This is a genomic window from Bifidobacterium sp. wkB344 (genome assembly GCF_003688305.1).
Classification (GTDB): Bacteria; Actinomycetota; Actinomycetes; order Actinomycetales; family Bifidobacteriaceae; genus Bombiscardovia; species Bombiscardovia mizhiensis.
In genome coordinates, this window is sequence record NZ_NPOQ01000013.1 from 78,743 (window position 1) to 98,243 (window position 19,501).

Here is a 19,501-nt window from a genome sequence, read left to right on the forward strand (position 1 = left end):
GGGGAAGGATCATCGACGGATGAGGGATGATGAGGATCGCGACAGCGGCAGCGAGTCCGCCGATGCCCAAAGCGATCAGGGGCGCTGGAAGGTGTCGCGCTCCTCTATTGCCCTCATGACCGCAAGCCACAGTGCCAGCAAGGACTACGCCCGTCACTGGGATTATGAGGAGGGGTCCATCGACCTGCCGCCCTTGAGCCTGCCGGGGGAGGCCGTGGATGATGGCTTGGCCTACCCGGGTCGGATAGCTCATAGGAAGACTGCGGTTCTGGGCGATGAAGGAGCTGGCGGCAAGGGTGCCAGGCCAGTCGGTGAACGCCCGTCAGTGCTTCCAGGATCCTATGATTTTTTGGACTCGGTCACCATGGCCAGTCAACCGGGAGTTGCCGCATTTCCTCCTGAAGATCTACCAGCTGACGGGCATGGCGGGAAGGGATCCGACAAGGAGTCTTCTCCGCGGCGTGTGGTGGTTCATCGAGAGCCGGAGGTTGCAAAAGCCGCGGAGACCTCGGGGCAGCCGGGGCAGCCTGCGGCCAAGGTCGTCTGGTCCTGGACCAAACCCGAGACGACCAACGGCCCGGTCTTCTCCTGGAATATGCACAAGCGCCGCAAGCCTTCCGCAGGCACCCGTGCAGGCAAACCTGCGGCTTCCGCTGTTAAAACTCCATCCGTTCCCGCTTCTTCTGCAGCCGAACCAGCTGTGCCCAAGTCGGCGACCACGGCTGGGGCGTCCACGGCCGGGACACCCCAGGTCTCCGGTGCTGAGGTCTCTGCATCCGCAGCCCCTGTGGTATTCGCTGACCGACCAGTCGTGGTCCGTCGCTCGGATGCCGACTGGGATTCCCTGGTCACCGGTTCATCGGCTTCTGTGGAGAACGGTGCTGCTGTACAATCCGCGTCCAGCGAAGCCGATCATCAGGGGCGTCGGGTCTGTTCGACTCCGCGGGTAGTTGCCCAGCCCGCTGCAGTCTCCGGCGACGGTACCGGTGGTCGGGTCGTTTCGTCAAAGACTGTCGACGAACAAGGGCCGGCTGTCGCGCAGAAGGATCAAGTCGATCAGCCCATGCAGACCGACCAGGCAGAGATTGCCGTTCAGCCTGCCCCCTCTGAATCTCCGCAGGCTGTAAAGGCAGTCCCGGCGACGCAGTCGGTCGTCCAGTTCGCGTCTTCTTCGACATCCGTATCCGCTCCAGGCGCTTCTGTGGCTCTCGCCGCCAAGGCTGCCGAGGCTGCCGCGGCTGCTGTGGCCGCCAAGGCCGAGTCCGCAGAGACCGAGGAAGCCGCGACAAACGCAACCAGGCCGACCCGTTCTTCGCATGGCCTTCATTTCGGCCTTTCTGCCAGAGGTCATGAAAGGAAGAGGGGAGTCCGTCGGTCGTCCAAGCGGCGGGCTGCTCGCAACCGTACCCGTCCTTCAGCCGAGTCGGCAGCTCCTCGGGTCGTTTCCAATGCTTCGGCAGGACCGGTCAATTCGCAGCCGATCGCTGTTCCCAGTGAACTTGGCGCCGTCACGCCAGCTACTGAGGTTGCGGCTCAGCCCCAGCCTCAGGCTCAGGCGAAACCACAGACGGCCAGGACCACCACCGACAAGTCCAACTCCTACACAGCCAGTTCCGGGGTTCTCCACGCCGTCAACGGCCAGGCTGCTTTCGCCTTTGTCTATCTGGCCATATCGGTTCTGGTACTCATGGTCGGTTCGGGGATGATCCTGCCAGTCATCATGGAGCAGGTCAAGGACCCCAGATCCATCGCCTTTCTGTCCGATGGGATCACCCTCCTGTCGGTCCTGCTGGCGCTGACCTATGCCTGCATTTCAGAGTGGAGCGTTATTCGAGGTGTGGATCAGCGAGGACAGGACGCCGTCCACTGGCGAACCGATAGAAGAATGACCCTGGCGGCTCTGCTGGCCCTGATAGCGGTGCTCCTGCTGGGCCAGGGGATGGTTCATGAGCTGAATAAGTTCTTCAATCACTTCTGTCTGCTTCTGCACATTCCCTCCCTGGCCTCACACAGCCTGCTGGTCACGGGCGCTTCCTCGCCGATGATGGCCCTGTACGCCCTTCTGGCGGTTCCCTTGGCTGAGGAGCTGGTTTTCCGTGGCATCATCCTCAATGGGCTGCGTCGGTATGGGCGAGTCTTCGCCATCCTGACCGCATCCCTGCTCTGCGCCCTGCTGCAGAGTGATCCGGTCTCCGGGCTTTGGATCTTCCTGCTGGGACTGGCTCTGGGATACTGCTCCCTGGAGTATGGTCTGATATGGGCCATCGGGGCCCGTGTGGTCGGTGATCTGCTCTTCAGCGGCCTGCCCAACCGGTATTTGATGAGCGCTCCGAGAACCGCTCGTCTGTCGATTTTGGTAGTGGCGTTGGTCTTGGTTCTGGCTGGATTGCTCATGTTCTTCCTGCATCGCGCCAGCCTCTTGGACTACCGGCGGCGCTATCGGGCCCCTAAGGGCACATACGTTTCCTGGAGGCAGCCCTGGTTCCTGCTCTATTTGCTGCTCTGCCTGCTGCTGACAGTCTTCAAGTTCGTGCCCGGCCTGCTCTAGGGTATGACGCATTGATGCCGCCAGTGGTGGCGTAAACTTGGACCAGCTGGAGGTCAATGCCGGATGGCCAAACCTGCAGAGGATCATGAAAGGGCATGGTGACATGGGGCAGACAGCGACGGCGCCCGACGCGTCAGGGACTGGGCAGACTCAAAAGCCCAGACGAGGCACGGCGGATCGCGCATGGATGAGTGCGGCCAGGGGAATGCTCAACCGTCAGGCCGCCCTGCTGCTGGTCTATCTGCTCATTATCAACAGTGTCGGCCTTCTGTTCGGTGTTCTGGCTCAGATGGAGTGGAATGCCGTGTTTGATCCAGTGCCTGCCCACTCGGGATTTATCTATGTGATGAGCCATGCCGACAAGGAGTATGGGGGCATCATCAATCTGATCGCCGCCTGCACAGGTCTCTGCTTCCTGGTTTTTACACGACGCCGGCAGATCTGCGATTCCGGTCCTTCGGGTATCTTCCACACTGATCTGCACCCCATGACCTGGCAGGTGCTGCTGGGATGTTTTGCGCTGACGCTGACCGGGCAGACCCTGGCCGACTGGTATCAGTCAGGCATGGACTGGACCACGGCGCGGCTGGGAGTGCAGCAGTCCTGGACCACGACCGAGCAGATCCAACAGGCCTCGGGTACCATTCCCATGTTCATCTACGTCAGCCTGCTGGCCCCCGTCATTGAAGAGCTGGTCTTCAGAGGGGCCATCCTGCATGCGCTGAAGCCCTACGGCCACGTCTTCGCCATCGTCACCTCCGCGGTCATGTTCGGCTTCTTCCATGGCGACCTTGGCCAGGGGTTCTTCGCTTTCATTATGGGTCTGCTCCTGGGCTATCTGGCCTGCGAATACTCCATCTTCTGGTCCATAGCCCTGCACGTGTTCAACAACCTGGTCGTCAGCGACGGGCTGGAACTCCTTCTCAGGTTTATGAGCGACAACATGTCCTCCTATATCAACGTGCTCATGATGCTGGCGGGTTTGCTGGCAGCCGTCCTGGTTCTCTATTTGGGCCGTCATCGGATTGTCGCTTTTCTGCGGGAAAACCGCACCTATACGAACGTCTATGGCGCCTGGGCCTGCCCGTTTTTCATCATGCTGCTGCTGATCATGGGCTTCACGATGCTGACCCCCTTCGTTTCAGCCGGTGCCTGACCAGTACCTGACCGGGTGGACGCTCTATGCCGGAGGCGACAATTCACGGTGTCCCCACACCCCTTGTGGCAGACTTGCAGATAGGGCCGATGATGTGCCAAAGCCCGGCTCTGAGCAGATACGAGAAGGAAGCCGATATATGCCCAAGGTGAATACACAGAATGATGTGCTGCATGTGGTGGGCGGCAGACCCCTGCACGGCACCATTCAGGTCCGCGGGGCCAAGAACTTCGTCAGCAAGGCCATGGTGGCGGCCCTTCTGGCTCCAGATGTTTCAGTGCTCAAGAATGTTCCCGAGATCCGCGATGTCCATGTGGTCTCGGACTTGCTGAGGCTGCACGGGGTCAAGGTGGATGTCCGTCCCAAGGAGGGCGTGGTAACCATCGATGCCAGTCATGTGGAGCTGGCCGACGTGGCTGATGTAGACACCTTGTCGGGCTCTTCCCGCATTCCCATCCTCTTCTCCGGACCGCTTCTGCATCGGATGGGGGAGGCGTTCATCCCCGTTCTGGGCGGATGCCGCATCGGCAGCCGGCCCATCGATTTCCATCTGGAGACCCTGCGCAAGCTGGGGGCCAATGTCGACAAGGAGCATGAGGCCGGCATACACATCACAGCGCCCAACGGTCTGCATGGGGCCAAGATTCACCTGCCTTACCCTTCGGTGGGCGCCACGGAGCAGACCCTGCTGGCAGCTGTCATGGCCGAAGGACGCACCGAGCTGTCCGGGGCGGCTACCGAGCCCGAAATCATGGACTTGGTGGCGGTTCTGCAGAAGATGGGTGCGCAGATTTCCGTGGATGTGGATCGGACCATCCGCATTGAGGGGGTGCCGTCCCTCAAGGGATTCACCCATACCTCCCTGCCCGACCGGATTGAGGCCGCTTCCTGGGCCTCCGCCGCCCTGGCCACCCATGGCGACATCATGGTCAAGGGCGCCCACCAGCCCGATATGATGACCTACCTGAATGTCTTCCGCAAGATCGGCGGCCAGTTCGACGTGCGCGACGACGGCATCCGCTTCTGGCATCCGGGCGGCGACCTGCGGCCCGTGGCCATTGAGACCGATGTGCACCCAGGGTTTATGACCGACTGGCAGCAGCCTCTGGTGGTCGCTTTGACCCAGGCCAAGGGTCTTTCCATCGTTCACGAGACCGTCTACGAGAACCGTTTCGGCTTCACTGAGCCGCTGATTCAGATGGGTGCCACCATCCAGCTCTACAAGGAGTGCCTGGGATCCCTGCCCTGCCGCTTCCAGCAGCGCAACTTCAACCATTCTGCGGTCATCTTCGGTCCCACACCGTTGACCGGCCAGGACATCGACGTGCCCGACCTGCGTGGCGGCTTCAGCCACCTGATCGCCGCACTGACAGCATCCGGCCCATCCAACGTTCACGGCATCTCACTGATCGACCGCGGCTACGAAGACTTCCGCGACAAGTTGCTGGCCCTGGACGCGCAGATCGACTGATCCGGCAGGCATAGATGGTTTCCAAAGGCAAACCCTCCCCACGGTCTGCGGTGCCAGCGTTGTCTGACCAGCAGGTGGCTCTGCTGGCCCAGCGGCACAGGTTGGTGGATCCGACCCGCTACTATCCCACTGGACACCGCACACCGGCCTTGGACGAGATAGACGGTCAACACCCTGTGGGGACTACCCGTCTGTTGCGTGGAGTCTCCCAGGTGGTGCGGGACTCCTGCCGGGTCTATGCCTGGGGCCTGGAGCGGGTGCCGCAGAGCGGCCCCTTTATTACCGCAGCCACCCATGTGACCCAGTTCGACGTTTTCATTCCCATGATGGCGCTATTCCACCTGGGTCGTCGTCCACGATACATGGCCAAGGCCGAGATGGCCCATTGGCCCCTGATCGGCAGCTGGTTTCGCATGGTGGGCATGCAGCCGGTGGAGCGTAAGTCCGGCAAAGCCAGGTCGATTGAGGAGGAGTCGATCAGCATCATCACCTCGGGCAGGCCCCTGACCATCTGGCCCGAGGGAACCGTGACCCGTGACCCTCTGAAGTGGCCCATGTCGCTCAAGCCCGGTGTCGGGTTCATCGCCCTGGAGGCCTCGCGGCAGCTGGGTCGCATGGTTCCTCTGTATCCCAGCATCACCTGGGGGGCGGCTTCGATCAATCACAAGTGGCCCTGGCCTCGAAAGAACGTGGTCATGTGCTATGACCGGCTCCTTGACTATGCCGACCTTCTGGAAGACGTGGATCAGTGGGGAGCGGAACCTCCCAAGCAGTCCGTGCATGCCCTTTGTGTCCGCCTGCGCAACCGGATGGAGGAGGTCATGGCCGAGATTCGTGGCGAAGAGCCCCCGGTGGCTGGATACTTCGATTACGTGACCATGACCCGTCGGCCCAGAAACGAGCAGTAAGGCCGGAACCCGCCTCTAATTCCCCTTGCCTGGCGGTGGTGTCATAGGATGGTAGAGACAAGATTGAGGCTGCTGGTCGGCGTTCCCGTGCGCACGGCATTATGCAAAGGAGAATGATGACGAAGATCGCAGTATTGGGAGCAGGCGCATGGGGAACCGCTTTTGCCCAGGTATTGGCTGACGCAGGCAATCAGGTGGTCATGTGGGACATCGACCCGGATGTCGTGGACGAAATCAACAGTCAGCATTCGAATGCTCGCCGCCTGCCGATCGTGAAGAGGTTGCCTGACGCCATCAGCGCTGAGGGTGATCGGGCCAAGGCCGTCTCGGGGGCTGAAATTGTGGTCGTCGCCATAGCTGCTCAGCATGCCTGTGAGGCCTTGACGGAATTCAAGGGTCTGCTGGGTCATGATGCCATTGTGGTTTCCCTGATGAAGGGGATTGAACGGGGTACTGACAGGCGGATGGATCAGGTGGTCTGCCAGACGCTGGACCTGGGCCCGGTCAGGTTTGCGGCCGTATCAGGCCCCAACCTGAGCAAGGAGGTGGCCGCCCGCGAGCCCAGCGCTACCGTGGTCGCCAGCGCTGATGCCGATGCTGCCATGAGAGTGGCCCGTGCCTGTACGACCGACTATTTCAAGGCCTTCATCTCGGACGATGTGATCGGTCTGGAAATGTGCGGATCGCTGAAAAACGTCACTGCACTGGCTGTCGGGATGTCGCGGGGGGCTGGATTCGGGGAGAACACGGCCGCCATGATTCAGGCCAGGGGTCTGGCTGAACTCACTGCCTTAGGGGAGGCCTGCGGGGCCAAGTCCAAGACATTCGCCGGTCTTGCCGGGGTCGGCGACTTGGTGGCCACCTGCGGTTCATCCTTGAGCAGGAACTACACCTTTGGCTTTAACCTGGGTCAGGGCAAAAGCATTGAGGAGGCTACCCGCGTCAGCAAGGGTGTCGCCGAGGGCGTGCCCACCACCGATGCTGTCGTCGCCCTGGGCAGGCGTTACCAGGTGGCGACCCCGCTGGCTACGGCCATGAGCCATGTGCTGGGTCAGGGTCTGAGCTGCCGGGGCATGATTGACGAGCTCTTCGGCGGGCAGATCACCACAGAGTGAATCTGGCGGCCATCAGAACATTCTGAAGGCTATCGAGGGTGCGAAGGCTTTGAAGCCGACGCTACCAGTATTGTGCTTGACGATATATGGTTTTCCGAATCAATCGCGTGTCTGACTTGTCCGGTGCTTGCGTCAGCTCGACCATGCCTGTTCGTGCCAAGCTTGTGGATGAGCGACCCTGACCAGGCCCTGTTGCCCGCCAAGGGGATATTCTGCTGTCTTGAGTGGTGTATCTGCCCGAGCAGATGCGTGAGGCTCGAATGCATGTCCAGGATGAGGAAAGCCGAGGGATGATGGTCAGGAAACGTGTTGTGGTGCTCTATGGCGGGCGTGCTGACGAACATTCCATATCCTGTGTGTCGGCGGCCGGTGTGCTCAATGCCATCGATACCGACCGATACGAGCCCATTCCCATTGGCATCACCAAGGACGGCCGATGGACCATAGGCGGCCAGGATCCCAAGCAGTGGGGTCTGGGCGATGCCAGTCTGCCTACGGTGCAGATAACGGAAAGCAGCCGTCCGGTCATTCTTGACATGGCCCGCGGCAGGGATGGGTTTCTAATCGGCGATCATGACGACCTGGTCTCTGGAGCCCAACCTTCCCGGACAGTTGGGTCCCTGGAGCCTTTGGGGCATGTTGACGCGGTCTTTCCGGTGCTCCACGGCCCATACGGTGAGGACGGCACACTGCAGGGCCTGCTTGAAATGATGGGGCTGCCCTACGTAGGATGCGGGGTCTTCGCCTCTGCCGCATGCATGGACAAGCACTACACCAAGATTCTGCTCAGCCAAGCCGGCATACCTGTGGCTCCCGGCATCGCCATTGACTCCCGTGAACAGCGGTCCGGAGCCGACCTGCTGGCTGCTGTGGAGAAGGCGGAGCTGCATTACCCGCTCTTCGTCAAGCCTTCCCGCGCAGGATCCAGCTTTGGTGTGGTTAAGGTAGAAAAGCCTGAAGCCGAAGCCCTGGATGCTGCGGTTGCCGAGGCTGCAAGGCATGACTGGCGAGTCCTTCTGGAGGAGGGCATTGAAGGGCGGGAGATCGAATGCGCCGTGCTCGCCTCAAGCAAGGACACAAAACCCCGTACAGCCTGGCCTGGCGAGGTGGTGCTGGACAAGACCGATCAGGACGAGGCCTTCTACGATTTCGACAGCAAGTATGTGGACTCCTCCGCCTCCCACGTGGAGGTTCCCGCTGATTTGCCAGAGGAGACTCTTCAAAAGGTTCGCGACCTGGCTGCCAAGGCCTTCAGAACCGTGGATGGTGCCGGTTTAAGCCGTGTTGACTGCTTTGTGACGCCCGAGGGCAGGGTCATCGTCAACGAGATCAACACCATGCCTGGCTTCACGCCCATCTCCATGTATGCCAAGGCCTGGGAAGCAACTGGTCTGGATATGCGAGACTTGATAACCGAGCTGATCGAAGGCGCCTTAGACTGACGGTTGCAGGAGTAGGCAAAGTCAGTTCTGATATTGAGAACCGCTTCAATTGCCTGCCGTTTTCGCGCAGTCTTTCTCTTTTGCCCTAGAGGGAAGATATGAGCGAGATACATATTGGTGCGCAATAATCCTGCCTTCTGCAAGGTCGAACGGGCCTGATCTTGGGTAGTTAGCTGAGCCACCTAGTCGATCGGTTTGTTGTCTGTGCTCGATTGCATAGGAACAGCATATGATCGTGTGCTTTTAACTCATCAGTTGGAACTCGAGCGTGCGTAGATGTCGTACCACTTTGTACGCACTCGATGGTGTCTTTGTACTGTTTTAATCGCTTGGTTTGCGTCTTGAAAGTTGTAGCCGGCCCTTATTGCTCTGCCTAGCCTAATCAGATCTGATGTTCGGGGTGGCTAGTTTTCGAGCATGCGGGTTCCCCGAATTTCCCGTACGACACGCCTTTTGTTCCAACCAGGTTGTGGCCCTTGGACAGACAGTTATATACTTGTGGCAACGTTACCGCTCTTTTCTGAAAGGAGAGAGCATAAAATAGCGGAAACGTTCTTGCACTGGCTATGGATGTGAACGATGATTGTTCACGCATATCCAAAGAGTGCAGTTGGTCCGTATCGTCGACGTTGCGGATCTAGAGAAGTCATATGAATCAAGTCAAACATTCGTCCCTACTCTTCTGGAACTTCTTGTATCGACTCGGTTGGTAGAGCAATCGGGTTGGCACGTAAGGAACGTTGTCAGGTGAGCACTGAATGCTAGCGTTTACTGAGAGGAGGTGTGATGGCATACGTGACAATCCGCGAAGTGGCTCAACGCGCCGGGGTATCGGTATCTACGGTTTCCAGGGCATTGAACCATGCTGGACGTGTATCCAGGGTGACTGAAGCGAGAATAGAACAAATCGCCAAGGAGCTGGATTACATTCCGGATTCGCGGGCCCGAGCCATGCGTTCTTCCAGAACCAAGACCGTGGGTTTGCTGGTTCCAGATATCCGGAACGGTTACTTTGCAGACTTGGCGTATGCGATTCAAGACACCTTATTCAAGCGAAATTACAGCACATTCATCGGTACCTCTTCAGAAAGCGGTTCTCGTCAGGATGCCTTTATCATGAGCATTCTGTCGCAGCGAATCGATGGAGCCATCATCGTCCCTCAGGGCGAGCAAACGAGGGCCCTGCGTCAACTCGTAGCACGCGGCCTGCCGGTTATCTTCGTTGATCGGCATGTCAAGGGTATGCGAGATGTCCCGGTGGTGGATTCCGATCCTTTTCCTGGTATGGAGTCGGCTCTGCGTGATGTTCGTGACCACGGATTCAGCAAGGTTGGTTATGTGTCCGGCCCGGTGTTGGATTCTCCGTCCTTACAGGAACGCGAACTGGCTTTTCGGCAGGTGGCATCTCGTTTGTTTGGAGAAGAGAACCTATTCGTGGAATCGACCAGTTTCGATCAGGCTTCCTGCGCTTCTGTCCTTCAACGCATGAGTGATGTAGGTGCGGACGCCATGATATTCGGGTATTCGCCGGATGCGGTGAGAGCGATGTCCCTGTTGAATGACACAGGTGCCACACCGGGTGAGGAAATGTCGATGATCTCGTTTGATGATCTGGACATTTTTTCGCTTTCATCTCCCAAGATCTCGGTCATATCCCAACAAGTGCAGGAAATCGGCCACAAAGGCGCACGTCTTTTCCTGGATATGTTGGCTGGCAAGAAAATCGAGTTTCACGAGCGGGTGAAGACGATTTACATACCCCGGGGTTCACTAGGTACTCCGAGAATAAGGTAATCACCCTCGTTTCTCCTTCATTAGGGGAAGAGTGAACCGACGACCACCCAGTTCGAATGGGTAAACCGACTATGAAGAGCGGTGCTTCACTGTTGTAGCCCGCTTTTCGCATGGCCCGATGAATGAGTTCAATAAGCGCAGCCGCAATGGAGCTCATTGAGTTTATATGAAAGTGAACACTATGACACAATTATCTCTCGTCGAAGTTTCAAAAAAATTCGGCGATACCAAGGTGGTCGATCGAGTATCTATTACCGTCGAACCAGGCAAGGTACACGTTCTTCTTGGGGAAAACGGTGCAGGTAAGTCCACGGTCATCAAAATGATGAGTGGGATTTACCAGCCAGATGAGGGACACATCGAAATCGACGGTCAACAGGTACGCATTCCGAATGTCGATGCTGCCAGGAAGTTGGGGATTGCAGTCATCCATCAAGAGCTGAATATGGTTCCCCAACTCTCGATCATGGAAAATCTGTTCTTGGGTAATCTACCTGCCTCATCGGGCTTAGTGAACAAGAAAGAAATGAGGCGCAAGGCCAAAGAGGCCTTGAAACTGATACAGCTGGATGAGGATGTCTCTAGGCCGATGGGAGAGCTAGGCGTGGCTCGCCAGCAGATGGTAGAGATAGCCAAGGCTCTCATGCAGAACGCATCCATTCTTATCCTGGACGAGCCCACCGCTGCCTTGACTCACCATGAATGTGAGCATCTCTTCGACATCATGCGTGATCTCAAGGCCAAGGGTGTGGGCATGGTCTTCATTTCTCACCATCTGGATGAGCTTGCGAAGGTGGGCGATATCGTTACAGTCTTACGCGATGGGCAGTATATCGATACCGTTCCTGCAACCACGCCGGAACCTGAGCTTATAAAGCTCATGGTTGGGCGCAACATTGAGGATCAGTATCCTCGCCAGGCACAGAAGCCGGGAAAGGTGCTTCTGAAAGTAGACGGTATGACGCGCCAAGGCACCATGGAGGATGTTTCCTTTGAGGTCAGGGCCGGAGAGGTGGTCGGCATGGCCGGCTTAGTTGGTGCGGGTCGGACGGAAGTCATCCGGGCCATCTTTGGCGCTGATGATTATGACTCTGGTTCTGTGACTGTAGAAGGCAAGGTCCTTCCTAAGAATTCCATCAATGCGGCTATCAACGCTGGGGTCGGTCTAGTGCCCGAAGATAGACGCGCACAGGGGCTTATCGCGGAGGCTGCAGTCAGTGAGAATCTGGGCTTGCCTACCATGCGTTCAACCGCCCGTATGGGGTTCGTGGACCGCTCTGGACAAAAGAAACGCGAAGAGCTGACTGCGGAAAAACTATCAATCCGTATGGCTGGCATCAATCAGAACGCCGGATCACTATCCGGAGGCAATCAGCAGAAAGTCGTATTCGGCAAGTGGGCCATGGCCCATGTCAAGGTTCTGCTTTTGGACGAACCTACACGTGGTGTGGATGTCGGGGCCCGTGTCGAAATTTATGAGCTGATCAACCAGGTAACTGCCAATGGTGGGGCAGTGCTCATGGCTTCCTCTGACCTGCCGGAGGTCTTGGGCATGTCCGATCGAATCATCGTCATGAGCAATGGCAAAGTCAGCGGTTCCATGACCGCCGCAGAGGCCAATCAGCAAAAAGTCATGGCTCTAGCAGTTTCCCACATGGATGAAGCAGCCGTAAACGACTGATCAAAGCGCGAAGGAGCAAAGAAATGTCTGAAAAGATGAATGAGGGCAACACAGCTGTGGGGAGATCCGCAGGGGAAGAAATCAAGAAATTCGCCATGAGGAACGGGGCCTTGATTGGCCTCATACTGCTGGCCATCATTCTTTCCCTTGCCACACCTGCCTTCCTCACAGGATCGAACATCCTTAATGTAGGCATACAGGCCGCGACAGTCGCCATCCTAGCTTTCGGGGAAACTTTCGCCATTGTTGCTGCGGGTATTGATCTTTCCGTTGGATCTGTTGCGGCTGTCTCCAGTATGTTCGCCGCATATGCCGGAGCCTCCATGGGCATGCCGGCATGGTTGACTGTTGTCATTGGCATTGTAGCTGGTGCTGTCTTCGGAGCTTTGAGCGGCATTGCCAATGCGTATCTGAAGCTTCCCTCTTTCATTGCTACATTGGCCATGATGTCGGTTGCCAGAGGGTTGACGCTGGTCATATCGGACGGTAGACCTATCAGCACTTCAGGTGTGGTGAATTTCTTCGGCGGCACGATCCTCAATATCCCCGTCCCCATTGTCATGATGATCATCATGGGGATCATCGCGGCTATTATTTTGAATTTCACAACTATTGGTCGGTCTATGTATGCAGTCGGCGGCAACATGGAGGCTTCCAGGTTGTCTGGCATTTCAGTTCATAAGACGCAGATCGTTGTCTTCATTCTTTCAGGTATCTTCGCGGCCGTGGCCGGACTGGTTATTGCAGGTCGACTTCACTCTGCACAGCCGCAGGCTGCTACGGGATATGAAATGGATGCCATTGCTTCGACCGTCATCGGTGGGGCCTCCCTTTCCGGCGGTAAAGGTAAAGTGTCCGGGACTTTCGTGGGCGCCATCCTTCTTGCAGTAATTCGTAATGGTCTCAATATCCTGAACGTCTCCTCTTTCTGGCAGCAAGTTGTCATCGGTCTTGTAATCGCAGCTGCTGTGAGCTTTGATACCTTGCGCCGCAAAGAGGATGCGCACTGAAACCACGCTTTTGAGCAGTACCCGTATCGAAACCAAACAAGTAACAAAAAACAAGAAAAGAGAATGAAATGATTAATGTGAAACTCCACAAGGGCTTGAAAGCAGCTCTGGCACTGGTATGTGCTGGCACGTTCATGGTGGGCCTGTCGGCTTGCGGATCGTCAGGTTCGTCTTCTGGCAATGAAAAAGTGACCCTCCTGGTATCCACACTCAATAATCCCTTCTTCGTGGATCTTCGGGACGGTGCAAAGGCAGAGGCCCAGAAGCTGGGTATCGACCTTCAGGTTTCGGATGCTCAGAACGATTCAGCCACGCAGCAGAACCAAGCCCAAAATGCTCAATCCCAAGGGGCTAAGGCTGTGATCATCAATCCAGTGGATTCCGATGCGGCTGCATCAGCCGTCGCTCCTCTTCTCTCCTCTAAAGTGCCGGTCATATCCGTGGACCGTGCCGTCACCGGTGAGAGCGTCGACTCCCATATTGCTTCTAACAATGTGGCTGGTGGTGCCCAGGCAGCTGATGAGCTTGCCAAGTCTATCGGCGAAAAAGGCAAGGTCATCATCCTGCAGGGGACTCCCGGAGCAGCTTCTACGCGTGATCGCGGCAAAGGCTTCAAGGATCGGATTAAGAAGTACTCGGGTATTCAGGTCGTAGCTGAGCAGACGGCCAACTTCGATCGTGCTGAAGCTCTCAATGTCACAACCAACCTTATGCAATCACACCCAGATGCTACAGGCATCTATGCTGAGAATGACGAGATGCTTCTAGGCGGTGTCCAAGCCTTGGGTGATAAGGCCGGCAAGGATGTCAAGATCTTCGGCTTCGACGGAACCAAAGATGGACTCAAGTCAGTCGCTGATGGCAAGGCTGTGGGCACCATAGCCCAGCAACCTAAGGTGCTGGGCCAGAAGGCGGTTCAGGCGGCTTCCAAGATTCTCAAGGGTCAGAAAGTCCAAAAGACACAGGCCATTGAAGTGAAGACCGTGACGAAGGAAAACGTCTCACAATTCCAGTAAAGGATAGGCATGCGAACGGCACGGGTGTGGCTCCTGTCGCACCCGTGCCATCGTGCGCGCAAAGCATGTAAGGGAAACAAGAATGCTAACTCATGGGATATTGAATGCGCAGATGGCCGCCGCAGTGGCTCGGCTCAGACACAAGGATAGGTTTGTAATATCGGATGCAGGCCTACCAGTTCCGGATGGAGTGGAAGTGATTGACCTGGCATTGGCTTTTGGCGTGCCTCGTTTTTGTCAGGTCTTGGATGTGCTTAAACCGGAATTGGTCCTGGAGACAGGTCTCATGGCGGATGAAGCTAGAGGGACCGAAGCCGAAAGCTGGGTGAAGGATCGTTTCGATATTCCCCTAACCTACTGCCCACACGATGGCGAAAACGGTTTTAAGGCCAGAGTGAAAGGTGTGCGCTTCGTCATACGCACTGGTGAAACAACTTCCTATTCTAATGTGATTTTTCGTTGCGGGGTTCCCTTCTGAACTTGACTGACAAGAGCAGAAATGGCGAGGATAGGGTTGTTCTTACTATTTTGACTACTTCTCAATGATCGTCAGAGGCGTCTTCTTGTTCGTATCTACGAGAATAGAGCCTACGGGATTATATAGGGAGTCTGTTCGGAACGGATGAGCAATTCTTAACTTTTGTCGGCTTCCATGCCGCCTATCTGTGCTTCGGTCTCCTGGACCAGGTAGTCCTGGCCGGCCAGAGCGCGGGTGGCGGCATCCTGCATATCGGCGGCGATGACGCCCTGCTTAGCGAACATGACTACCTGGCCCTTGATGCCGTAAGGGGTGAAGCCCTGAAGCTGAACGATGGGTGGGTTGGCTGGCATGGCCATGCCCTTGGTTGCCTGGGCCACCACCTGTGCAATGGAATGGGAGGACCTGGCTATATCGGCATCCCCCCGCAGGGTGAAGGGAACCGTGGTGGCGGCCTCGCCGGCCTCGGTGATCTTCTCAAGCGCCGTGGTGTTGAGGATGGAGTTGGGGATCAGCAGCTGGTTGCCGGTCCTGTCGATGACGATGGTATGGCGCCAGGTCACGTCGCGGACCGTTCCGGTGGTGCCCTGGATGGTGATGATGTCACCGGGTTGGACCACCTTGCTGACCATCAGTCCGAAGCCGCCGACGATATTGGCGATCGTGTCCTTCAATCCGAAGGAGAGTGCCAGGCCGCTGACGCCCAGGGCGGCGACCACTGTGGATGGGTTGATTCCGAAGACGGGTTGCAGGACTGTGGCGGCGGCAAAGATCCAGATCAGGGCGCGGACGATGTTGACGAAGATGGAGGCACTGGGCAGGTTGGTCCGTTCCAGGGCACGTCGCATAGCCGCCGCTACGATCTTGGAGATTAATGCAGCGCAGACAGCCACGACGATCAGCAGGATGATCTTTCCAAAATTCTGGCGAAACCAATAGATGACGGCATCGCTGAAGCTGGAGATGGCCTGTTCGGATCTTCCCATGGGATCCTTATTCGGATTGATGCTTGTGTTGGCAAAGTTGACGGTCAGATTCATCAGGCCTCATTCTCCGGCTCGTTTCCAGCGCTGTCCGTTAGGGGCTTGTCCATCCACATGTGCGGGCATCCCTCGTCCTGGTCGTGAATGCCGATGTCTCTATACCCTAAAGCCTTATAAAAGCCCTCTACCCGTTCCTGGGCGTGAAGTGTGAGCTGGTCGGCCCCGTGGCTCCGAGCGGTTTCCTCAGCCTTGGCTACCAAATTGGCGCCCAGGTGCTGACCACGATAGGGTTTAAGAACGGCCAATCGACCAAGGGTCCATGCCTTGCCTTGGTCAGGGAAGATTCGGCATACCCCGACAGGTTTAACCCCGTCATAGGCCACGATATGGAGGCTGGCATCGTCGGTTTGGTCGAATTCGTTGTGAAAGCCCTGCTCCTCTACAAATACGGCCTTACGGATGGCCTTGGCATCCTCGGGAATGGCTTCGCTAACCTCATACCGCATGCTTCCTCCTCGCCATGGTCCTTCGCTGCTTCCAATCTACCAAGCTTGATCCTTGGCGTGAACGGATGTCCGCAGCAGGATGACGAATGTACGTGTGGCTGTCGGCTGTCTGACCCAGACGATTACATGGATGGGGAATATGCAAGCAGTGCAAACTTGCAGCAGTGACATTGAAGTGACGCGGGAACGATTGGATGGCCATGGATAAGGACTCAAAACTGACAGGTGTGGCAGGCGGAGCCGGTAAAGGGGCTTGGCGCTCTCAGAGGGAGCGGATGCTTGCTGGCGAGCTCTATGACGCCTCGGATCCCGAACTGGGCCAATTGCGAATCAAAGCCCACGAACTTTGCCGTCTTTTTAACGCGTCTTCTGAGCAGGAGCAAAACCTGCGCGGCCGGCTCTTGGACGAGCTGGTGCCCGAACATGGTCAGGACGTTGACTTTATGGGGCCTATCTACTTCGACTATGGATGCTTTACTAAATTTGGTTCGCGTATCTTCGCCAATTTCAACTTCACTGTTCTGGATACCTGCCCTGTGCAGATTGGCGACGATGTGATGATCGGCCCCAACGTCACCCTGGCCACCCCCCTGCATCCCCTGCGGTGGCAGGAGCGGAATCTGAGGCGCCATACGGATGGTTCCCTCTTCGACTACGAGTTGGGTGCTCCAATAACCATCGGATCCAACTGCTGGCTGGCATCAAATGTGACTGTAGCCGGGGGAGTGACCATCGGCGATGGTGCGGTTATCGGGGCCGGATCCGTGGTCACCCATGACATCGCACCTGACTCCCTGGCCGTGGGTGTGCCCTGTCGGGTAATTCGTACCATCACCGAAGCTGATCGGATGGAACTGCCAGAGGAGGGCTGAAGGCCTCCGGGTTTGGCGCAGCATCCATGCTGGCCAGCTGCTGGGCTATGGTCTGTGGGTCTCCGCCCGGGCAAGCAGCCTGAATGCGCCCGTCCTGGAGGAAGATGACCCGGTGGGCGCGGGCGGCGACGTTGGGGTCGTGGGTCACCATGAGGATGGTCTGGCCGCTGCGGACGGCCAGGTCGAAGAGGTCCATGACCTCCCGCGAGCTATGGGTGTCCAGGGCACCGGTGGGTTCGTCGGCCATGATGATCTCCGGGCTGGCGGCCAGGGACCTAGCGATGGCCACGCGCTGCCGCTGGCCTCCGCTCATGTCAGCTGGATAGGTGTTGGCGTACCCCTCCAATCCGACATTCGACAGGGCAGACAGGGCTGCTTGGGCGGAGATTTTCCTGCCGCCGAAGAGGCTGGACAGCATGGTGTTCTGCAAACAGGTGAAGGCGTTGACTAGGTTGTAGTCCTGGAAAACGAAGCCGATATGGTCGCGCCGGAGCCTGGTCAGCTCTTTCTCTTTCATCCGGGTCAGGTCTTCCCCGGCGATGGCCACCCTGCCCTGTCTGACCTGGAGCAGTCCCGCAGCGCAATAGAGGAGGGTCGATTTGCCGGCGCCCGAAGGACCCATGATGGCCGTCCAGGTTCCCGCCTGACATTCCAGACTGATCTCGTCCAACACCCGGGCGCCCTGCTTCTGCCGCGTTCTGTAGTCGTAGCAGATCTTGTCCAGAATGAGCGGTTGCGCGTATGGATCCTTGATCGCCCGATGCTGCATCGTTGCCTCCCTTTCAGTCATCATCTGCCTGGTTCCTACCTCTATAAGACCATGGTCAGAGCTCCTGTCAGGGTGTTTTCAGGGTCGAATCGGGGACGATTCAGGGTTGAGGTTCGCAGGATTCGCATTCCCTCCTGAAGGGTATGTATCGTGAACATAGAGGGGACGTATTGCTTGCCGGAGGGGGGATGATAGGGATTCAGCGACCACCTGCTTCCTTGGAATTGCAAGGATGCAACCGTCGGTTGACAGAAAATATTGGTGTCTTTGTCCGGTGCAACCCAAAGCTGGTGGCGATCGGAGCCCTGCGCGTTTCATCATGGTCTCGTTGCTGGTTGAATCGGCAATCTGCCGATCAGGAGAAAGAACATTATGAGTTTCAGAACCAATGTGCAATATCTGCGTTCGCAGCGCAACATGACTCAGGAGCAGCTAGCCATGCTGGTGGGGGTATCCCGTCAGGCGGTGTCCAAGTGGGAGTCGGACAAGGCATATCCTGAGATGGACAAGCTCCTGGCCATCTGTGACCTCTTCGGCTGCACCCTTGATGACCTGGTTCTAGGCGATGTTCGGCATCCGGGTTCCGGGCAGCGTGCGTCCAAGCCTGACCATCAGGATGCCGCGCAGACGACTTCGACAACGCACACGACTATACCTGTTCAGTCTGCTGCGGAAGACGTGACCGGCTACGCCTCCTTCAGCAATGCCTACAGTCTTCGGATGGCTTTCGGCATCGCCCTCATCATGCTGGGACTGGCTTTCGCCGGTCTCTTCGCCGCAGTCAGCCAGCCGACCGACGCACAGAATGGTCTGGCCTTCCTTGCTCTGATGATCGGCATCGTCCCGGGCCTGGCCTGTCTGATACCGGCGGTTTCCGCCAGAAGGGATTTTCGCCGCCGACATCCCTATGTAGCGGATTTCTATACCGATGAGGAGCGCTCGCGGGTTTATCGGCAGACTACCTGGGAGCTGGTCTGCGGTCTGGCAGTCGTGCTCTTGGATGTGGGGATCAACTCTGCTGGATTCCTGATCTGGGGCTGGTCCGATCAGGTCAGAGGGTTCGTTTTCTTCCTTCTCCTGGCTCTGGGGGTCTTTCTGCTGGTCCATGCGGGAACAAGCCATAGGATGATGAACCTCCGGGCCTACAACAGGCAGATTGATTCCGTCGAAGACGGTCGCTGGGATACCTACCGGTATGAGCACCGGATAAGCAATGCCATCAGCGGAACCATCATGGGTCTTTGTACGCTGGTGGCCCTGACCATGCTCTTCTCGGGCAATTATGACAACCTCTTCGGGTGGCGCATCCCATTCTGGGCTATTTGGATCATCGGCGGGGTGTTCTGCGGAGTGCTCCAATCACTGATTGGCATCTTCCGCAAGCCTCCTCGTGCTTGAGACCGCTGATTTGCCTTACTTGACGGAATGTAGTAGTCTAACAAAGTTGTGTGTTCATCCGTAGCCTTGCGTTGCGGGCAAGGACACCTGGGACGACTTGGAAAACAACGTAAAGGAAGTCATCATGGCAGCTCGTTGCGCGGTGTGCGGCAAGGGCCCGCAGACCGGTTACAGTGTTTCTCATTCGCATATCCGGAACAAGCGCATCTTCCGCCCCAACCTGCAGTCGGTGCACACCACCGTTGATGGTCAGAATGTGCGTCTGCGTGTCTGCGTCAAGTGCCTCAAGGCCGGCAAGGTGCAGCGCATCGCCGCCTGAGTGCGGTTTGTCGGTCGTATATGGACCCCCGGGGG

17 protein-coding genes are annotated in these 19,501 nt (G+C 57.4%); 14 read left to right on the top strand and 3 right to left on the bottom strand.

The annotated features are described in order from the left end of the window. The first annotated feature begins 19 nt into the window (after nucleotides 1–19). The 11 genes from CI601_RS03810 to rbsD all read left to right on the top strand — a co-directional run bounded on the left by CI601_RS03810 (nucleotide 20) and on the right by rbsD (nucleotide 14,619). Nucleotides 20–2,548, top strand: coding sequence for a CPBP family intramembrane glutamic endopeptidase (locus tag CI601_RS03810; protein WP_121914359.1), 2,529 nt, complete (start codon nucleotides 20–22; stop codon nucleotides 2,546–2,548). A 103-nt stretch (nucleotides 2,549–2,651) separates the two neighbouring features. Continuing rightward, complete coding sequence (locus CI601_RS03815) at nucleotides 2,652–3,704, top strand: CPBP family intramembrane glutamic endopeptidase (protein WP_183129740.1); 1,053 nt, start codon at nucleotides 2,652–2,654, stop codon at nucleotides 3,702–3,704. Nucleotides 3,705–3,843: 139 nt separating this feature from the next. Beyond that, the gene (gene murA, locus CI601_RS03820; protein WP_121914361.1) at nucleotides 3,844–5,175 is read left to right on the top strand and encodes a UDP-N-acetylglucosamine 1-carboxyvinyltransferase; all 1,332 of its coding nucleotides are present in this window, start codon (nucleotides 3,844–3,846) and stop codon (nucleotides 5,173–5,175) included. A gap of 14 nt (nucleotides 5,176–5,189) precedes the next feature. Further along, nucleotides 5,190–6,083 carry a 1-acyl-sn-glycerol-3-phosphate acyltransferase gene (locus CI601_RS03825; protein WP_121914362.1) on the top strand — a complete coding sequence of 298 codons (894 nt, stop codon included), beginning with the start codon at nucleotides 5,190–5,192 and terminating at the stop codon, nucleotides 6,081–6,083. 116 nt (nucleotides 6,084–6,199) lie between these two features. Further along, nucleotides 6,200–7,198 carry an NAD(P)H-dependent glycerol-3-phosphate dehydrogenase gene (locus CI601_RS03830; RefSeq protein WP_121914363.1) on the top strand — a complete coding sequence of 333 codons (999 nt, stop codon included), beginning with the start codon at nucleotides 6,200–6,202 and terminating at the stop codon, nucleotides 7,196–7,198. A gap of 293 nt (nucleotides 7,199–7,491) precedes the next feature. Continuing rightward, complete coding sequence (locus tag CI601_RS03835; RefSeq protein WP_183129741.1) at nucleotides 7,492–8,640, top strand: D-alanine--D-alanine ligase family protein; 1,149 nt, start codon at nucleotides 7,492–7,494, stop codon at nucleotides 8,638–8,640. A 786-nt stretch (nucleotides 8,641–9,426) separates the two neighbouring features. Continuing rightward, nucleotides 9,427–10,434: a LacI family DNA-binding transcriptional regulator gene (locus CI601_RS03840; protein WP_121914364.1), complete on the top strand. Its 1,008-nt coding sequence runs from the start codon at nucleotides 9,427–9,429 to the stop codon at nucleotides 10,432–10,434. Nucleotides 10,435–10,615: 181 nt separating this feature from the next. Then, on the top strand, nucleotides 10,616–12,115 hold the full coding sequence (locus CI601_RS03845) for a sugar ABC transporter ATP-binding protein (protein WP_121914486.1): 1,500 nt from the start codon (nucleotides 10,616–10,618) through the stop codon (nucleotides 12,113–12,115). 23 nt (nucleotides 12,116–12,138) lie between these two features. Further along, the gene (locus CI601_RS03850) at nucleotides 12,139–13,125 is read left to right on the top strand and encodes an ABC transporter permease (protein ID WP_121914365.1); all 987 of its coding nucleotides are present in this window, start codon (nucleotides 12,139–12,141) and stop codon (nucleotides 13,123–13,125) included. Between the two features lie 68 nt (nucleotides 13,126–13,193). Further along, nucleotides 13,194–14,141: a substrate-binding domain-containing protein gene (locus tag CI601_RS03855; protein ID WP_121914366.1), complete on the top strand. Its 948-nt coding sequence runs from the start codon at nucleotides 13,194–13,196 to the stop codon at nucleotides 14,139–14,141. 82 nt (nucleotides 14,142–14,223) lie between these two features. Then, a complete protein-coding gene (gene rbsD / locus CI601_RS03860) occupies nucleotides 14,224–14,619 on the top strand; it encodes a D-ribose pyranase (RefSeq protein ID WP_121914367.1) in 396 nt (131 codons plus the stop codon). A gap of 155 nt (nucleotides 14,620–14,774) precedes the next feature. Here the strand turns inward: rbsD and CI601_RS03865 are convergent, their stop codons facing one another. Further along, a complete protein-coding gene (locus CI601_RS03865) occupies nucleotides 14,775–15,659 on the bottom strand; it encodes a mechanosensitive ion channel family protein (protein WP_259465302.1) in 885 nt (294 codons plus the stop codon). Next, on the bottom strand, nucleotides 15,659–16,108 hold the full coding sequence (locus CI601_RS03870; RefSeq protein WP_121914368.1) for a GNAT family N-acetyltransferase: 450 nt from the start codon (nucleotides 16,106–16,108) through the stop codon (nucleotides 15,659–15,661). The genes CI601_RS03865 and CI601_RS03870 overlap by 1 nt, the downstream gene beginning before the upstream one ends. A gap of 200 nt (nucleotides 16,109–16,308) precedes the next feature. Between CI601_RS03870 and CI601_RS03875 the strand changes: the two genes are divergently transcribed. Continuing rightward, a complete protein-coding gene (locus CI601_RS03875) occupies nucleotides 16,309–16,980 on the top strand; it encodes a sugar O-acetyltransferase (RefSeq protein WP_395947999.1) in 672 nt (223 codons plus the stop codon). On the opposite strand, the gene CI601_RS03880 is transcribed toward CI601_RS03875, so the two are convergent. Continuing rightward, nucleotides 16,940–17,749 carry an ABC transporter ATP-binding protein gene (locus CI601_RS03880; protein WP_121914370.1) on the bottom strand — a complete coding sequence of 270 codons (810 nt, stop codon included), beginning with the start codon at nucleotides 17,747–17,749 and terminating at the stop codon, nucleotides 16,940–16,942. The two genes, CI601_RS03875 and CI601_RS03880, sit on opposite strands and share 41 nt — an antisense overlap. A 372-nt stretch (nucleotides 17,750–18,121) precedes the next feature. On the opposite strand from CI601_RS03880, the gene CI601_RS03885 reads away from it, so the two are divergent. Both CI601_RS03885 and rpmB read left to right on the top strand, forming a co-directional pair. After that, nucleotides 18,122–19,147, top strand: coding sequence for a helix-turn-helix transcriptional regulator (locus tag CI601_RS03885; protein WP_121914371.1), 1,026 nt, complete (start codon nucleotides 18,122–18,124; stop codon nucleotides 19,145–19,147). Nucleotides 19,148–19,271: 124 nt separating this feature from the next. After that, nucleotides 19,272–19,466, top strand: coding sequence for a 50S ribosomal protein L28 (gene rpmB, locus CI601_RS03890; protein WP_015021347.1), 195 nt, complete (start codon nucleotides 19,272–19,274; stop codon nucleotides 19,464–19,466). Nucleotides 19,467–19,501: the final 35 nt, after the last annotated feature.

What these genes read in the sequence shown, in the direction of transcription:
- CI601_RS03810 (WP_121914359.1), top strand. Translation starts at nt 20, where the DNA reads ATGAGGGATGATGAGGATCGCGACAGCGGCAGCGAGTCCGCCGATGCC.
- CI601_RS03815 (WP_183129740.1), top strand. Translation starts at nt 2,652, where the DNA reads ATGGGGCAGACAGCGACGGCGCCCGACGCGTCAGGGACTGGGCAGACT.
- murA (WP_121914361.1), top strand. Translation starts at nt 3,844, where the DNA reads ATGCCCAAGGTGAATACACAGAATGATGTGCTGCATGTGGTGGGCGGC.
- CI601_RS03825 (WP_121914362.1), top strand. Translation starts at nt 5,190, where the DNA reads ATGGTTTCCAAAGGCAAACCCTCCCCACGGTCTGCGGTGCCAGCGTTG.
- CI601_RS03830 (WP_121914363.1), top strand. Translation starts at nt 6,200, where the DNA reads ATGACGAAGATCGCAGTATTGGGAGCAGGCGCATGGGGAACCGCTTTT.
- CI601_RS03835 (WP_183129741.1), top strand. Translation starts at nt 7,492, where the DNA reads ATGGTCAGGAAACGTGTTGTGGTGCTCTATGGCGGGCGTGCTGACGAA.
- CI601_RS03840 (WP_121914364.1), top strand. Translation starts at nt 9,427, where the DNA reads ATGGCATACGTGACAATCCGCGAAGTGGCTCAACGCGCCGGGGTATCG.
- CI601_RS03845 (WP_121914486.1), top strand. Translation starts at nt 10,616, where the DNA reads ATGACACAATTATCTCTCGTCGAAGTTTCAAAAAAATTCGGCGATACC.
- CI601_RS03850 (WP_121914365.1), top strand. Translation starts at nt 12,139, where the DNA reads ATGTCTGAAAAGATGAATGAGGGCAACACAGCTGTGGGGAGATCCGCA.
- CI601_RS03855 (WP_121914366.1), top strand. Translation starts at nt 13,194, where the DNA reads ATGATTAATGTGAAACTCCACAAGGGCTTGAAAGCAGCTCTGGCACTG.
- rbsD (WP_121914367.1), top strand. Translation starts at nt 14,224, where the DNA reads ATGCTAACTCATGGGATATTGAATGCGCAGATGGCCGCCGCAGTGGCT.
- CI601_RS03865 (WP_259465302.1), bottom strand. Translation starts at nt 15,659, where the DNA reads ATGAATCTGACCGTCAACTTTGCCAACACAAGCATCAATCCGAATAAG.
- CI601_RS03870 (WP_121914368.1), bottom strand. Translation starts at nt 16,108, where the DNA reads ATGCGGTATGAGGTTAGCGAAGCCATTCCCGAGGATGCCAAGGCCATC.
- CI601_RS03875 (WP_395947999.1), top strand. Translation starts at nt 16,309, where the DNA reads ATGGATAAGGACTCAAAACTGACAGGTGTGGCAGGCGGAGCCGGTAAA.
- CI601_RS03880 (WP_121914370.1), bottom strand. Translation starts at nt 17,749, where the DNA reads ATGCAGCATCGGGCGATCAAGGATCCATACGCGCAACCGCTCATTCTG.
- CI601_RS03885 (WP_121914371.1), top strand. Translation starts at nt 18,122, where the DNA reads ATGAGTTTCAGAACCAATGTGCAATATCTGCGTTCGCAGCGCAACATG.
- rpmB (WP_015021347.1), top strand. Translation starts at nt 19,272, where the DNA reads ATGGCAGCTCGTTGCGCGGTGTGCGGCAAGGGCCCGCAGACCGGTTAC.